Origin of the sequence: Saccharothrix sp. 6-C (assembly GCF_016695385.1) — a bacterium.
Lineage (GTDB): Bacteria > Actinomycetota > Actinomycetes > Mycobacteriales > Pseudonocardiaceae > Actinosynnema > Actinosynnema texasense.
In genome coordinates this window covers 6,409,151-6,423,660 of sequence record NZ_CP064192.1, presented here as the reverse complement: position 1 = coordinate 6,423,660, position 14,510 = coordinate 6,409,151, and the positions used below count along the sequence as shown (strand labels likewise).

The 14,510-nt window shown below is 70.2% G+C and carries 11 protein-coding genes and 2 rRNA genes; 12 read left to right on the top strand and 1 reads right to left on the bottom strand.

Translation table 11 applies throughout. The annotated features are described in order from the left end of the window. Positions 1-301: 301 nt before the first annotated feature. Together IOD16_RS26960 and rrf are read left to right on the top strand one after the other, a co-directional pair. A 23S ribosomal RNA gene (locus tag IOD16_RS26960) occupies positions 302-3,385 on the top strand. Positions 3,386-3,499: 114 nt separating this feature from the next. Beyond that, a 5S ribosomal RNA gene (gene rrf / locus IOD16_RS26955) occupies positions 3,500-3,616 on the top strand. Between the two features lie 89 nt (positions 3,617-3,705). On the opposite strand, the gene IOD16_RS26950 is transcribed toward rrf, so the two are convergent. Next, positions 3,706-4,935 (bottom strand): hypothetical protein, encoded by a 1,230-nt coding sequence (locus tag IOD16_RS26950; protein WP_201436608.1) that lies wholly within the window; start codon positions 4,933-4,935, stop codon positions 3,706-3,708. A gap of 9 nt (positions 4,936-4,944) precedes the next feature. Here IOD16_RS26950 and IOD16_RS40650 point away from each other — a divergent pair, with 9 nt between their 5' ends. The 10 genes from IOD16_RS40650 to IOD16_RS26900 all read left to right on the top strand — a co-directional run bounded on the left by IOD16_RS40650 (position 4,945) and on the right by IOD16_RS26900 (position 14,415). Further along, positions 4,945-6,018 carry a hypothetical protein gene (locus IOD16_RS40650; protein WP_236594411.1) on the top strand — a complete coding sequence of 358 codons (1,074 nt, stop codon included), beginning with the start codon at positions 4,945-4,947 and terminating at the stop codon, positions 6,016-6,018. A 158-nt stretch (positions 6,019-6,176) separates the two neighbouring features. Further along, positions 6,177-6,965: an HAD-IIA family hydrolase gene (locus IOD16_RS26940; protein WP_123746346.1), complete on the top strand. Its 789-nt coding sequence runs from the start codon at positions 6,177-6,179 to the stop codon at positions 6,963-6,965. A 5-nt stretch (positions 6,966-6,970) separates the two neighbouring features. Continuing rightward, positions 6,971-7,144, top strand: a complete 174-nt coding sequence (locus IOD16_RS26935; RefSeq protein ID WP_170185270.1) for a hypothetical protein — start codon at positions 6,971-6,973, stop codon at positions 7,142-7,144. A 3-nt stretch (positions 7,145-7,147) separates the two neighbouring features. Next, positions 7,148-7,954, top strand: coding sequence for a TlyA family RNA methyltransferase (locus IOD16_RS26930; RefSeq protein ID WP_123746347.1), 807 nt, complete (start codon positions 7,148-7,150; stop codon positions 7,952-7,954). Between the two features lie 11 nt (positions 7,955-7,965). Then, positions 7,966-8,859: an NAD kinase gene (locus IOD16_RS26925; RefSeq protein ID WP_123746348.1), complete on the top strand. Its 894-nt coding sequence runs from the start codon at positions 7,966-7,968 to the stop codon at positions 8,857-8,859. Between the two features lie 75 nt (positions 8,860-8,934). Next, positions 8,935-10,716, top strand: coding sequence for a DNA repair protein RecN (recN, locus tag IOD16_RS26920; RefSeq protein WP_201436607.1), 1,782 nt, complete (start codon positions 8,935-8,937; stop codon positions 10,714-10,716). Beyond that, on the top strand, positions 10,713-11,336 hold the full coding sequence (locus tag IOD16_RS26915; RefSeq protein WP_201436606.1) for a hypothetical protein: 624 nt from the start codon (positions 10,713-10,715) through the stop codon (positions 11,334-11,336). The genes recN and IOD16_RS26915 overlap by 4 nt, the downstream gene beginning before the upstream one ends. Before the next feature lie 119 nt (positions 11,337-11,455). Further along, entirely contained in the window at positions 11,456-12,220 is a 765-nt protein-coding gene (locus tag IOD16_RS26910) for a hypothetical protein (RefSeq protein ID WP_201436605.1), read from the top strand. A 75-nt stretch (positions 12,221-12,295) separates the two neighbouring features. Further along, positions 12,296-13,480, top strand: coding sequence for a putative cytokinetic ring protein SteA (gene steA, locus IOD16_RS26905; RefSeq protein ID WP_123746351.1), 1,185 nt, complete (start codon positions 12,296-12,298; stop codon positions 13,478-13,480). After that, positions 13,477-14,415 carry a copper transporter gene (locus IOD16_RS26900; protein WP_123746352.1) on the top strand — a complete coding sequence of 313 codons (939 nt, stop codon included), beginning with the start codon at positions 13,477-13,479 and terminating at the stop codon, positions 14,413-14,415. Before steA ends, IOD16_RS26900 begins: the two co-directional genes overlap by 4 nt. Positions 14,416-14,510: the final 95 nt, after the last annotated feature.

Sequence of the window (14,510 nt, the reverse complement as noted above, 5' to 3'; positions counted from 1 at the left end):
CGGCGGCGAATGATCGTCGGATGGTTGCTCAATGATGTGGATGCTGGCTATATACAGAATCTGGGATTGTCCGGGGAGTTAGTACTGTCCGTAAGGGCGTGGAAGGGTCTCCCGAGGGTTCGAGTCTTCTGTTCGGTACGCTGTTGGGTCCTGAGGGAACACGTGAGTGTCTCTTTCAGCGAGAAACGACAGGACGGTCTCCGTCCGCGAACCGCTGGTCTTCGGATCGGGTAGGCGTGGGCATGGTGGGATGGTGTCTGGTTGTTCTTTGAGAACTGCACAGTGGATGCGAGCATCTTTGTGGCAAGTTATTAAGGGCACACGGTGGATGCCTTGGCACCAGGAGCCGATGAAGGACGTAGGAGACTGCGAAAAGCCTTGGGGAGCTGTCAACCGAGCTGAGATCCAAGGGTATCCGAATGGGGAAACCCGGCCCCAGTCATGTGGGGTCACCCACGCCTGAACACATAGGGCGTGTGGAGGGAACGCGGGGAAGTGAAACATCTCAGTACCCGCAGGAAGAGAAAACAACCGTGATTCCGTGAGTAGTGGCGAGCGAAAGCGGAAGAGGCTAAACCGTATTCGTGTGATACCCGGCAGGGGTTGCGTGTACGGGGTCGTGGGACCTGTTCGTCAGTTCTGCCGGACTGACAAGGAGTCATAAAACGGTGTCGTTAGCGGAACGCGTCTGGAAAGCGTGGCCGTAGAGGGTGAGAGTCCCGTACGCGAAAAAACTCACCGTCTCCTTACAGTGTTCCCAAGTAGCAGCGTACTCGTGAAATTCGCTGTGAATCTGGCGGGACCACCCGCTAAGCCTGAATACTACCTGGTGACCGATAGCGGACTAGTACCGTGAGGGAAAGGTGAAAAGTACCCCGGGAGGGGAGTGAAATAGTACCTGAAACCGTGTGCCTACAATCCGTCGGAGCCTTTCGGGGTGACGGCGTGCCTTTTGAAGAATGAGCCTGCGAGTTAGTGCTGCGTGGCGAGGTTAACCCGTGTGGGGTAGCCGTAGCGAAAGCGAGTCCGAATAGGGCGTTCCAGTCGCGTGGTCTAGACCCGAAGCGGAGTGATCTAGCCATGGCCAGGGTGAAGCGTGGGTAAGACCGCGTGGAGGCCCGAACCCACCAGGGTTGAAAACCTGGGGGATGAGCTGTGGTTAGGGGTGAAAGGCCAATCAAACTCCGTGATAGCTGGTTCTCCCCGAAATGCATTTAGGTGCAGCGTCGTGTGTTTCGTGCCGGAGGTAGAGCACTGGATGGTCTAGGGGGCCCACAAGCTTACCGAAATCAACCAAACTCCGAATGCCGGTACGTGAGAGCGCGGCAGTGAGACTGCGGGGGATAAGCTTCGTAGTCGAGAGGGAAACAGCCCAGAACGCCGGCTAAGGCCCCTAAGTGTGTGCTAAGTGGGAAAGGATGTGGGGTCGCCCAGACAACCAGGAGGTTGGCTTAGAAGCAGCCACCCTTTAAAGAGTGCGTAATAGCTCACTGGTCAAGTGGTCCTGCGCCGACAATGTAGCGGGGCTCAAGCACACCGCCGAAGCCGTGTCATTTCAGTGTCATGCTGGGATGGGTAGGGGAGCGTCGTTCAGCCATTGAAGCGCCGGAGTGATCCAGGTGTGGAGGCTGGACGAGTGAGAATGCAGGCATGAGTAGCGAAAGACGAGTGAGAAACTCGTCCGCCGGATGACCAAGGGTTCCTGGGCCAGGCTAATCCGCCCAGGGTAAGTCGGGACCTAAGGCGAGGCCGACAGGCGTAGTCGATGGACAACGGGTTGATATTCCCGTACCCGTGTGAACGCGCCCATGGCGAACCTTGTGATACTAACCGCCCGAAGCCCGCTCTGATTCTTCGGATGAGGGGCGATGTGGAGCGCGGGACCTGAACTTGTAGTAGTCAAGCGATGGGGTGACGCAGGAGGGTAGCTCCGCCAGTGAGTGGTAGTACTGGTGTAAGCGTGTAGGCCGGTGTGTAGGCAAATCCGCACATCGTCAAGGCTGAGACGTGATGCATAGCCGATTGAGGCGAAGTAGAGTGATCCCATGCTGCCGAGAAAAGCCTCTAGTGAGTGTTCATGCGGCCCGTACCCCAAACCGACACAGGTGGTCAGGTAGAGAATACCGAGGCGATCGGGCGAACTGTGGTTAAGGAACTCGGCAAAATGCCCCCGTAACTTCGGGAGAAGGGGGGCCGAGGGATTTGAAGCCCCTTGCGGGCTAGGATTTTTCGGCCGCAGAGACCAGCGAGAAGCGACTGTTTACTAAAAACACAGGTCCGTGCGAAGTCGCAAGACGATGTATACGGACTGACGCCTGCCCGGTGCTGGAACGTTAAGGGGACCGGTTAGTCTTTCGGGGCGAAGCTGAGAACTTAAGCGCCAGTAAACGGCGGTGGTAACTATAACCATCCTAAGGTAGCGAAATTCCTTGTCGGGTAAGTTCCGACCTGCACGAATGGCGTAACGACTTCTCGACTGTCTCAACCACAGGCCCGGCGAAATTGCACTACGAGTAAAGATGCTCGTTACGCGCGGCAGGACGGAAAGACCCCGGGACCTTTACTATAGCTTGGTATTGGTGTTCGGTTCGGCTTGTGTAGGATAGGTGGGAGACTGTGAAGCGCTGACGCCAGTCAGTGTGGAGTCGTCGTTGAAATACCACTCTGGTCGTACTGGATGTCTAACCTCGGTCCGTGATCCGGATCAGGGACAGTGCCTGGTGGGTAGTTTAACTGGGGCGGTTGCCTCCCAAAGGGTAACGGAGGCGCTCAAAGGTTCCCTCAGCCTGGTTGGCAATCAGGTGTCGAGTGCAAGTGCACAAGGGAGCTTGACTGTGAGACCGACAGGTCGAGCAGGGACGAAAGTCGGAACTAGTGATCCGGCCATGGCTTGTGGAAGCGTGGTCGCTCAACGGATAAAAGGTACCCCGGGGATAACAGGCTGATCTTGCCCAAGAGTCCATATCGACGGCATGGTTTGGCACCTCGATGTCGGCTCGTCGCATCCTGGGGCTGGAGTAGGTCCCAAGGGTTGGGCTGTTCGCCCATTAAAGCGGTACGCGAGCTGGGTTTAGAACGTCGTGAGACAGTTCGGTCCCTATCCGCCGCGCGCGTAGGATACTTGCGGAAGGCTGTCCCTAGTACGAGAGGACCGGGACGGACGGACCTCTGGTGTGCCAGTTGTCCTGCCAAGGGCATTGCTGGTTGGCTACGTTCGGAAGGGATAACCGCTGAAAGCATCTAAGCGGGAAGCCTGTTCCTAGATGAGGTATCCCACCCCTTTGTGGGTTAAGGCCCCCAAGAGACCATTGGGTTGATAGGCCGGAGATGGAAGGTCGGTAACGGCTGGAGTTGACCGGTACTAATAGGCCGAGGACTTGTCATGAAGACGCTACGCATCCACTGTGCGGTTCTGAAAGAACCGAACCGGACCATCACGGTCCACCCGACGTTGTGTGGGGTGGGGTGTGGTGCCTACGGGTTGGTAATTTCATAGTGTTTCGGTGGTCATAGCGGTTGGGGAACACCCGGTCCCATTCCGAACCCGGTAGTTAAGCCTTCCAGCGCCGATGGTACTGCACTCGTGAGGGTGTGGGAGAGTAGGACGCCGCCGAACAATTTTTCCCTGAAAGGGCTTGTGGTTGGGGGCACATTGATTTGTGCTTCAACCACAAGCCCTTTCGGCGTGTCCACCAGTAGGAGGAGCTAGTGCCCAGGTTCGGGGATCGACCCGGCGACCGTCAGCGTGGCCAGGGAGACCGACCGCGCCGATCCGATGACGGTGGCCGTGCCCAGGGAAGCCGCAAGCCGACCACCAGCAGTGGCGGTGGACCGCGTAGGGACGAGCGGCCAGGCAACGACCGGTACACGAGTGGCGACAAGCCCCGTGGCGGCGACCGGCGCGACGACAACCGGGGCGAACGCCCTCGCTACGACAAGCCCCGTGACGACCGCGGCGCAGCCCCACGACGGGATGACAACCGGAGCGGTGGTTTCCGCCGCGACTCCGGCGACCGGCCGAGCTACCCGCGCCGCGACGACCGCGGTGGCGCCCCACGACGCGACGACCGCACCGGTGACCGGGGCGGGTTCCGGCGCGACGACAGCCGTGGTGAGCGTCCGCGCTACGACCGGCGCGACGACCGCGGCTCCGACCGCACCTCCGACCGCAATGCCGCTCCTCGTGGAGCGGACCGCGGCGAACGCCCCAGCTACCCGCGTCGGGACGACCGGGCCGGTGGTGGCCGGCCCAGCAGCGACCGCGGCGGCTACCCGAGGCGCGACGACCGTTCGAGCAGCGACCGGGGTGGGTACCAGCGGCGCGACGACCGGCCCAGCTACCCGCGCCGGGACGACCGGAGCGGCAGCGACCGCCCGAGCTACCCGAAGCGCGACGACCGCGCGGGCAGCGACCGCCCGAACCGTTCGAGCAGCGACCGGCCCAGTGGCGACCGCGGCGGCTACCCGCGTCGGGACGATCGGGGCGGCAGCGACCGCGGTGGGTACCAGCGCCGCGACGATCGACCGAGCGGTGACCGTCCCAGCTACCCCCGGCGTGACGACCGGCCCAGTGGTGACCGCGGTGGTTACCAGCGGCGGGATGACCGGGCCGGCAGTGACCGCGGTGGGGAGCGTTCCAGCTACCCGCGTCGCGATGACCGCCCCAGTGGCGACCGCCCGAGCTACCCGCGCCGCGACGATCGGGGCGGCAGCGACCGCGGTGGGTACCAGCGCCGCGACGACCGGCCGAGCGGTGACCGTCCCAGCTACCCCCGGCGTGACGACCGGCCCAGTGGTGACCGCGGTGGTTACCAGCGGCGGGATGACCGGGCCGGCAGTGACCGCGGTGGGGAGCGTTCCAGCTACCCGCGTCGCGATGACCGGCCCAGTGGCGACCGCGGTGGGTACCAGCGGCGCGATGACCGGCCTCGCCACGACAAGGCCGTGCAGGACAAGGCTGGGCAGGACAAGCCCGCGTACGACAAGCCCGGCAGCGACAAGCGGGACTCGCGCAGCCGTGATCGGGCCGCGCGGTTCCAGGAGCGGGTCGCCCAGGCCGACGGGCAGCCGGTCACCGAGGACACCTCGGCCGAGGTCGAGGCGAGCGCCGTCGAAAGTGACGCGGTAGCGGTCGACGCCGTCGAGACCGAGGCCGTCGAGGGTGAGGCCGTTGTCGCCGACGAGTCGGTGACGGCGGAGGTCGAGGCGTCGGACGAGGAGTCCGAAGCCGACGACGACGAGAACGACGAGGCGGCGGCGGACACCGGTGCGCCGGAGGTCGAGGCGTCAGCGACCGGGCCGGTTGCGGCTGGTGAGGGTGAGTCCGAAGAGCGCGTGTACACCCGGGCCCGGACGCCCGAGCTGCCCGAGGACGCCGACATCTCCATCCTCGACCCCGAGGTGAAGCAGGAGCTGCGCGGGCTGCCCAAGGGCCTGGCCGAGATCGTGGGCCGGCACCTGGCGGCGGCGGGCATGCTGATCGACAGCGAGCCCGAGCTGGCGCTGGAGCACGCGCGGTACGCGCGGACGAAGGCGGCGCGGGTCGCGGTGGTCCGGGAGGCCGCCGGTCTCGCCGCCTACCACGCCGGCGAGTGGGCCGAGGCGTTGTCCGAGCTGAGGACCGCCCGGCGCATGTCGCACGGCACCGGGCACGTCGCGGTGATGGCCGACTGCGAGCGGGCGCTGGGGCGTCCCGAGCGGGCCATCGAGCTGGCACGCGAGGCTCAGGTGGCGCTGCTGTCCCCGGACGAGGCGGTGGAGCTGCGGATCGTCGCGGCCGGCGCCCGGCGCGACATGGGGCAGCTGGACGCGGCCGTCGTGGCGTTGCAGGGCGACGACCTGGACGAGAAGCGGCGTGACCCGTGGAGCGCGCGGTTGTTCTACGCCTACGCGGACAACCTCGAAGCCGCCGGTCGCACCGAGGAAGCCGTGAAGTGGTTCCTCAACGCCGCCCAGGCCGACGACGACAACGAGACCGACGCCGCCGAGCGCGCGTTCGACCTCAGCCCGCAGGACTGACCTCCGCGAGCCCGGCGAGAACGCCCGGTCCGGTCAACACCCGCCGGGCCGCGCGGCCACAAGACCGAAGTCACACCTGAAGGCTCGGCGCCACCCGGCGCCGAGCCTTCAGACTGTTCACACCGGAGCACCCCCGGGAACACCGAACGGAGACGCCTGTGCTGCTGGACCGTTACGACGCCCTGCTGCTGGACCTCGACGGCACGGTCTACCGCGGGCAGGAAGCCGTGCCCGGCGCGGTGGAAGCCGTCGCCGCCGCCCGCGAGCACGGCACCGGCATCCGGTTCGTCACCAACAACGCCTCCCGGTCGCCGGAGACGGTGGCCGCGCACCTGACCGAGCTCGGTTTCGCCGCCGCGCTGGACGAGGTCAGCACGAGCGCCCAGGCGGGCGCGGCGATGCTGCTGGACCTGGTGCCGCAGGGCGCGCACGTGCTGGTCCTCGGCACCGACGCGCTCGCCGAGCAGGTGCGGCTGCGCGGCTACCGGCCCACCCGCACCGCCGAGCACGCCCAAGCCGTCGTGCAGGGCCTGTCGCAGGACCTGGGCTGGCGCGAGCTGGCCGAGGCGTGCGTGGCGATCCGCCAGGGCGGCGCGCACTGGATCGCCTGCAACGTCGACGCCACCCTGCCCACCGAACGCGGCCTGCTGCCCGGCAACGGGTCGCTGGTCGCCGCGCTGCGGACGGCGACCGGGGTGGAGCCGCTGGTGGCGGGGAAGCCCGCCACGCCGCTGCTGGAGCAGGCGGCGAAGTCGGCGGGCGCGCAACGGCCGCTGGTCGTCGGCGACCGGCTCGACACGGACATCTCGGGCGCGGTCAACGCGGGCATGGACTCGCTGCTGGTGCTCACCGGGGTGTCCACCGAAGCCGAAGTGAACGAACTACCGGCGGACCGCCGCCCGACCTACGTGGCTGCCGACCTGTCCGTGCTCCATCGGCTACCTTGAATCCTGTGAGCTTCGAGGTTCCCCTCCCCGGCCCGCCCCGCGATCCCGTGGCCGGGATCGACGACGCGCTGGCCGGTCTCGACGGGCTGGCCGCGCTGGACGTGGTCGAGCACGTGGCCCGGTTCGACGACGCGCACACGGCGTTGACGGCCGCGCTGTCCACCATCGACAAGGTCTGACCGGTGCCGCGCAGGGCTCGGCTGGACGCCGAACTGGTCCGCCGCGGGCTGGCCAGGTCACGGGAGCACGCCAGCCAACTCGTCGCCGAGGGCCGGGTGACCGTGCGCGGCACCGTGGCCACGAAACCCGCCACCGCCGTCGAACTGGACACCGCGCTGGTGGTCCGCGAGACCGACGACCCGAACTACGCCTCCCGGGGCGCGCACAAGCTCGTCGGCGCGCTGGAGGCGTTCGACGGGGTCGACGTCAAGGGCAGGCGGTGCCTGGACGCGGGCGCGTCCACCGGCGGGTTCACCGACGTGCTGCTGCGCGAGGGCGCGCGGCAGGTCGTCGCGGCCGACGTCGGGCGCGGCCTGCTGGACTGGCGGTTGCGCACCGACGACCGGGTCGTGGTCAAGGACAAGACGAACGTGCGCTCGTTGACGCCCGAGGACATCGGCGGCCCGGTCGACCTGGTGGTCGCCGACCTCTCGTTCATCTCGTTGAGGCTGGTGCTGCCCGCGCTGGCCGCGTGCCTCGACGAGGAGGGCGACTTGCTGCCGATGGTGAAACCCCAGTTCGAGGTCGGGAAGGAACGCCTCGGCTCCGGCGGGGTGGTGCGCGACCCGGAGCTGCGGGCGGAGGCGGTGCTGGACGTGGTCGCGTCCGCGGCCGGCCTCGGCCTGCGCCTGCACGGCGTCACCGCCAGCCCGCTGCCCGGCCCGTCGGGCAACGTCGAGTTCTTCGTCTGGCTGCGCCGGGGCGAGCCCCTGGACGCGGCGGACGCCACCGCGCTCGTGCGCGCCGCCGTAGCGGAAGGTCCCCAGTGAGAACGGATCCAGTGACCAGGGAGATCCTGCTCGTCGTGCACACCGGGCGGCGCAGCAACGTGCTGGTGGCGCAGGAGGTCGCGGCGCGGTTCGCGGCGGGCGGGGTGAAGCTCCGGGTGCTGGAGGACGAGGCGCCGGACCTGGACCCGTCGTGCTTCGCGCAGGTCGTGCCGGCCGACGACAAGGCCGCCGAGGGCAGCGAGCTGGTGTTCGTGCTCGGCGGCGACGGCACGCTGCTGCGCGCCGCCGAGCTGGCGCGGGCCGCGGGCGTGCCGGTGCTGGGGGTGAACCTGGGCCGGGTCGGTTTCCTGGCCGAGGCCGACTCCGACGCCCTGTACGAGGCGATCAAGCACGTCGTCGACCGCGACTACGACGTCGAGGAGCGGATGACGCTCGACATCACCGCGTCGATCGACGGCGAGGTGCTGGAGGGCACGTGGGCGCTCAACGAGGCCAGCGTGGAGAAGAGCACCCGGGAACGGATCCTGGACGTCGTGGTGGAGGTGGACGGCCGGCCGGTGTCGGCGTTCGGCTGCGACGGCGTGCTGGTGGCGACCCCGACCGGGTCCACGGCGTACGCGTTCTCCGCGGGCGGCCCGGTGGTGTGGCCGGACGTGCAGGCGCTGCTGGTGGTGCCGAGCAACGCGCACGCCCTGTTCGCCCGGCCCCTGGTGGTGTCGCCGGCGTCCGTGGTGGCGTTGGAGGTCGACCCCGAGGGTCATCCGGCGGTGCTGTGCGCGGACGGTCGCCGCACGGTGAACCTGCCGCCGGGCGCGCGGGTCGAGGTGGTCGGCGGCAGCATGCCGTTGCGGCTGGTCCGGTTGCGGCCGGGACCGTTCACCGACCGGCTGGTGGAGAAGTTCGAGCTGCCGGTGCAGGGGTGGCGGGGTCCGTCGGCGGAGTGAGACCGGCTTGATCGACACGGGGACACCCTCCCCCGAGCACACGCTTCGCCCTCGTCGCCCAGTAGTGTTCCGTGCGTGCTGGCCGAGATGCGCATCCAGGGCCTCGGTGTGATCGACGAGGCCACCCTTGAGCTCGATGCCGGTTTCACCGTGGTGACGGGCGAGACCGGCGCGGGCAAGACGATGGTCGTGACCGGGCTCCACCTGCTGAGCGGTGGTCGGGCCGAGGCGTCCCGCGTGCGCAACGGCGCGGACAAGGCGGTGGTCGAAGGGCGGTTCCAGGCGCCCGCGGGCAGCCCGGCGGCGAAGGTCGCCGAGGAGGTCGGCGGCGAGCCCGACGACGACGGCAGCGTGATCGCGATCCGCACCGTCGGCGCGGACGGGCGTTCCCGGGCCCACCTCGGCGGCCGCTCCGTGCCCGTCGGCGTGCTGTCCGAGCTGGCCGAGCAGCTGATCGCGGTGCACGGGCAGAACGACCAGCTGCGGCTGCTGCGGCCCGCCGAGCAGCGCGCCGTGCTGGACCGGTTCGCCGGCGACGAGGTCGCCGAGCCGCTGCGGTCCTACCGCAAGGTCCGCGACGAGTGGCTGCGGGTGGCGACCGAGCTGACCGAGCGCACCGCGCGGTCGCACGAGCTGGCGCGCGAAGCCGAGATGCTGCGGCACGGCCTGACCGAGATCGGCTCGATCGACCCGAAGCCCGGCGAGGACGAGGAGCTGGTCGCCGAGGCGCGCCGGCTCGCCGACGCCGACCAGCTGCGGGAAGCCGCGTCCGGCGCGCAGTACGCGGTGGCGGGCTCACCCGACGGCGACCCGGACGTGCCCGGCGCGCTGGGCCTGATCGGCGAGGCGCGGCGGCGGCTGGTCGCGTCGGATGACCCGAAGCTGCGCGACCTGGAGCCCCGGCTGGTGGAAGCCGAGACGCTGCTGGCCGACGTCGGCGCGGAGATCGCCTCCTACCTGGAGCACCTGGACGCGGACCCGGCCCGGTTGGAGCAGGTGCTCGCCCGGCAGGCCGAACTGAAGTCGTTGACCCGCAAGTACGCCGCCGACGTGGACGGCGTGATCGAGTGGGCGCGGGACGCGTCGTCGCGGCTGGCCGGGCTGGACACGTCGGACGAGGCGCTGGCGGCGCTGGCCGCGCGGCGCGACGAGCTGGCCGTCGAGCTGGCCGGCTACGCGCTGCGGGTGACCGCCGAACGGGTCGCCTCGGCCGAGGAGCTGGGCCGGGCGGTGTCGGAGGAGCTGACCGGCCTGGCCATGCCGCACGCCACGGTCGAGGTCGCGGTGCGGCCCCGGGTGGCCGAGCAGGGCGATCCGCAGGCGTTGAAGGTGGGCTCGCAGCTGCTGCACGCGGGCGCCAGCGGCGTGGACGACGTGGAGCTGCGGCTGATCGCGCACCCCGGCGCGCCCGCGCTGCCGGTGCACAAGGGCGCGTCCGGCGGTGAGCTGTCGCGGGTGATGCTGGCGCTCGAGGTCGTGCTGTCGCACTCCGACCCGGTGCCCACGCTGGTGTTCGACGAGGTCGACGCCGGTGTCGGTGGCCGGGCCGCGGTCGAGGTCGGCCGTCGGCTGGCCCGGTTGGCGCGCAGCCACCAGGTCATCGTGGTCACGCACCTGCCTCAGGTCGCCGCGTTCGCCGACCGGCACCTGGTGGTCGACAAGACCGCGGACGGCGTGCTGACCCGCAGCGGCGTGCGCAAGCTGGACGAGTCGCAGCGCGTCGTCGAGCTGGCCCGGATGCTCGCCGGCATGGACTCCACCGACACCGGCCGCGCGCACGCCGAGGAGCTGCTGGCGGCGGCGAAGGCCGACAAGGACAGCGTGCCCGTGGTGCGGCGCAAGGCGAAGAAGAGGTGAGCAGGCGCCTGCTCGGCGCGGTGCTGCTGGTGGCGGCCGGTGTCGTGGCCGTGGTCGGCACGTTCCTGCCGCTGTACCAGGAGGGCAACGACCAGGCCGGCGGCTCGCTCACGGTCACGGCGACCTCCTGGGACTTCGTCTTCTCCAACCTGCCGGCGGGCATGGACTTGGGCCCGGTGCAGAGCCCGCAGTACGGGGTGCCGATCGTGGTGGCGGCCGTGCTGCTGGCCGTCGCGGTCGCCCTGGCGTTCCTGCCCGAGCACCAGCGCCTGGCCGCCCGCTACCTCGCGGTCGGCGGCACGGGCCTGCTCACCGGCGCGGTGTGGGCGACCGGGGCGTCCGTCGCGTCCGCGGTCGGCAACGCGTCGCGGCAACCGGACGACAGCTACACCGTGGAGGTCGGCGCGGGCATCGTGCTGCTGGTCGCGGCGGTGCTGGTCGCGGTGGTCGGCGTCGTGCTGCTGCACGCCCGGCGGCCCGAACCCCGCCCCGGAGGGGCCGTGGTCTACCGGGTGGACGGGTCCGACGACGACACCGACACCCCGCCGTTCGGCATTCCGGTGGTGGACGTCGCGCAGCTCCCCGACTCCGAGTTCGACCGCCGAGCCGAAGGCTCCTGACCGGCGACAGGCGGGGCTCCTGACGGGCGTGTCGCCGGGCGGCCCGGGTTTGCTGGTAGATGTGGACTGGTCGGTCCGCCGGGCCGCGGCACGCGACCGAGCACGGAGGAGAGGGCCACATGACCCGGCGCGCGATCGCCGTCCTGACCATCGGCGCGGGCGCGCTCATGGTGGTGCTGGGCTCGTTGTTCCCGCTGTACGGGGTGGAGACCGCGGTGCGGCCCGGGTCGGACGGCCCGATCCCGAACGGCGTGCAGCGCCTCGTGGCGCTCACCGGGTGGGAGTACGTGCAGGAACCGCCGGCGGTGAACCCGGCCGGCGTCGACTTCGACTTCCCCGTCTACGGCTACGGCCTGGTCTTCGCCGCCGTCCTCGCCGGTGTGGGCGCGCTGCTGCAACTGCGGTCGCCACTGCTCGCCGCGGTCGGCCGGTTCGGCGTGCTCGCCGCGGTCGGGGTGGTCGTCGGCGCGCTGTGGACCGCGCTGGAGACGTTGCGGACGCTGTTCGGCTCCAGCTCGGCGTCGCCCGTGGTCGTCAACCACGAGTTCATCGGCACGGGCACGTGGCTGGTCGGCGCGGCGGGGTTGGTGATGCTCGTCGGCGCGGTGGTGGCGCACGACTGGCCGGCCCGCGAGCCGCGGCCCGCCGGCGCGTCGGTGTACCAGGTGGCGGACGACGACGACACGCCGCCGTTCGGCATTCCCATCCCCGTGACCGAGCTGACCGTCCCACCGGGTGAACCCGCCCCGCCGGCCGGCCCCGCGGCGCCGCCGGCGGCCGAGCTGCCGCCCGTGACCGACCTCCCCCGACCGCCCGGCGCGCCGGGTTCGGCGGCCGACGAACGACGTCACCCGACCGGGGGTAATCCGTCCACTGTGGATTGACCGTGTCACTGACCAGCCCGGATCGGCTCGGCGTGTTGGCGGCCGACCGCGCGCGACGTGAGTCACCATCGGTTCATGAAGCTCTCCGGGTTGCTCGGCCGCGCGCACCACGAACTGCCAGGCGTCACCGGTGTGGCGCGGGTCGATCGCCGCTCGGGCGACCTGCTGCGCCGGCTGGGACCCGGTGACGTCGCGGTCCTCGACCACGTCGACATCGACCGCCGCACCGCCGAGGCCCTCGTGCACGCCGGGGTGGTCGGCGTGGTCAACGCCTCGACGTCCATCTCCGGCCGGTTCCCGAACCTCGGCCCCGAGCTGCTGATCGAGGCGGGCGTCGCGCTGGTCGACGGCGTCGGCACGGCGGTGCTGCGCGAGGTCAAGGACGGCACGAAGCTGCGGCTGCACGAAGGCGGGGTGTTCGTCGGCGACAAGGAGGTCGCGCGCGGCGTCGCGCAGGACACCGAGTCGATCGCCGACGCGATGATCGAGGCCAAGGCGGGCATGGCCGCGCAGCTGGAGGCGTTCTCCGCGAACACGATCGAGTTCCTGCGCCGCGAACGGGCCCTGCTCCTGGACGGCCTCGGCGTGCCCGAGCTGCTCGTGCCGATCCGCGACCGGCAGGTGCTGGTCGTCGCGGGCGGTCCCCGGCACGCCGAGGAGCTGCGCAAGCTGCGCCGCTACATCCGCGAGCACCGGCCGGTGCTGATCGGCGTCGACGCGGGCGCGGACACCCTGCACGACGCCGGGTTCGCCCCGGACGTCATCGTCGGCGACCCGGACGCCATCGCCACCGCGACGTTGCGGTCCGGCTCGGAGGTCGTGGTGCCCGCGCAGATCGACGGCCACGCGCCCGGCCTGGAGCGCATCCAGGACCTGGGCATCGGCGCCGTCACGTTCCCCGCGACCGGCAACGCCGAGGACCTGGCGCTGCTGCTGGCCGAGGCCCACGGCGCGTCCTTGGTGGTGACCGTCGGCCTTCAGGCGGGCCTGCGGGAGTTCCTGGACCGGGGCAACGCCGGGTCCACCCCCTCGACGTTCCTCACCCGGCTCAAGCTCGGCAACAAGCTGGTGGACGGGCACGCCGTCGCCACCCTGCACCGCGCCCGGGTGTCGTCGGGGCTGGTCGTCCTGCTGGTGCTGGCCGTGGTGGCGGCGATGACCGCCGCGGTGGCGGTGTCCGGGGTCGGCCAGGTCTACGTGGACCTCGCGGCCGACGCGTTGCACTCCGTCGTCGACTGGTTCGGGGGGTTGTTCGGGTGATCTCGCTGCGCTACCACATCGTCTCCATCACCGCGGTGTTCCTGGCCCTGGCCGTCGGGGTGGTGCTCGGCTCGACCGCGATCAGCGGCCGGCTGCTGTCCGGGCTCAACGAGGACAACGGCGCGCTGGGCCGGGAGGTCTCCGCGTTGCAGTCCGAGCGCCACGGCCTGGACGCCCGGCTCGCCGACGCGGACCGGTTCGCGAGCACCGTCGGACCGCTGGCCGTGAAGGGGCAGCTGGCCGACCGGACCGTGCTGCTGGTCACCACCGCCGACGCCGCCCCGGACGACCGGGACGCGGTGACCGACCTGCTGCGCTCGGCGGGGGCGACGGTCACCGGCGAGCTCCAGCTCACCGAGTCGTTCACCGACCCGGACAAGGCCGACCAGCTGCTCGACCTGGTCGCCCGGCTCCAGCCCGCGGGCACCCTGCTGCCCACCGGCGGCGACCCCGGCACCAGGGCGGGCGGGTTGCTCGGCTCCGTGCTGCTGCTGGCCCAGGACGACAACCAGCCGCAGGCCACGCCGGACGAGCAGGCGGCGGCGCTCGGCGGGCTGTCCAGCGCGGGGTTCGTCAAGGCGGACCAAGGCCTGCGGCCCGCTCAGCTGGCCGTGGTGCTGACCGGCGGGGCGGTGCCGGGCGACTCGGCGGCCGACCGGGCGGCGGTGCTGGCGCGGTTCGCCACCCAGCTGGATCGGTCCGGGGCGGGCGCGGTGCTGGCGGGCGGTGACGGGTCGGCCGACGGCACGGGCGCGGTGGGGGTCGTGCGGGCGGACACGGCGGCGACCTCGGTGCTGTCCACCGTGGACCACGCGGACACGGCGGCCGGTCGGGTGGTGGTGGTGCTCGCGCTGCGTGAGCAGTTGGACGGCAAGGCCGGCCGGTACGGGGTGGCGGGCAACGCCGAAGGCCCCGCACCGGGCGCATCCGGCTGACCCGCTGGGCCGGCCGCCCGGAGCCGGGGGTTCGCGGTGGCGTCGGCTCGGGCGGACGGATGCCTCGCGCCGTGCCGGTTCGGCGACGGTGTTCT